The 885-nt window shown below is 67.1% G+C and carries 1 protein-coding gene; it reads right to left on the reverse strand.

The genetic code is table 11. The annotated features are described in order from the left end of the window. Positions 1–465 precede the first annotated feature (465 nt). Entirely contained in the window at positions 466–765 is a 300-nt protein-coding gene (locus G6027_RS16130) for a hypothetical protein (RefSeq protein WP_179526378.1), read from the reverse strand. Between the last annotated feature and the right edge of the window lie 120 nt (positions 766–885).

Here is an 885-nt window from a genome sequence, read left to right on the forward strand (position 1 = left end):
ATGGGCTCCCTCTCGGTATGCCTCAATACTAACACTAGTGCCACTAGTGGCGCAAGCGGTAAACGCCTCTGTCCTGCGCTTTTTCGGAAAGTGTCGCGGCGCTGCGCTCTCTCGCGCATGGCCCCCCTTTCCCTGACACCTGCCGAAAATGGCGTGGAGCGGACGGAGTCAAGCGAGGGAACGGCGGCGGAGACAAGAAGGTCGGGGCGAAATAAGCGAGCGCAGCGAGCGCGCCCCGGGCTTGTTGGCGGAGCCGGCGCACCCGCAGGGTGCCGACCTTGACGCCGGGAGTGGAGCGCCAATGATCGGCGTGGCAGGGAAAGAGGGCTACCCACCTGGTCGCCCCCGCCTGCCGGTCAGCGCACCTGGTCAGGGTTGGCGTGCGGGAGGAGCCGAAGGATGTTGCACGCGGGAGCTGGGGCTGGATCCACCTTCCCCGGTCGGGCACATGGTGTTGCCGTTGTTCTAGGTTCTGTCCTTGGCGTTGAGTTCGGTGTCCGGTGCTGGCGAGTAGTGCCCGAGTCCGTTGGCGGTGAAGTATCCGCCGGTGTAGTGGCCATCGTCCGAGGACAGTCCGTGGGCGAGGGCGTACACCTGGGCGGCGAGGTCGTCGGCGTCGAGGTGTCCGGCGCTGGTGTGGTGGGGCGTCAGGATGGCCCGGTTGCCGTTGATCTGTGCGGGTCGTGCCCGCCGGTCGCCGTCTCTGGCGAGACGCAGTGCCTGGCGGGTGACGTCGTCGAGGGTTCCGTGGAGCAGCTCGGTCATTTCGCCGAGGTTGCCACGTGCCTGGCGGGCCGGCGGTTCGGCGCGGAGTCTGATGGGGGCTTTTGTGGACTACTTGGGGGTGTGAAATGCGAGTGAGGCTCGCCCCGTCGGGGCGAGCCT

This window comes from Dietzia sp. SLG310A2-38A2, from assembly GCF_014145095.1.
Taxonomy (GTDB): domain Bacteria; phylum Actinomycetota; class Actinomycetes; order Mycobacteriales; family Mycobacteriaceae; genus Dietzia.

Excerpts from the sequence above, each read along its gene's own strand:
- G6027_RS16130 (WP_179526378.1), bottom strand. The coding sequence starts at position 765 with ATGACCGAGCTGCTCCACGGAACCCTCGACGACGTCACCCGCCAGGCA.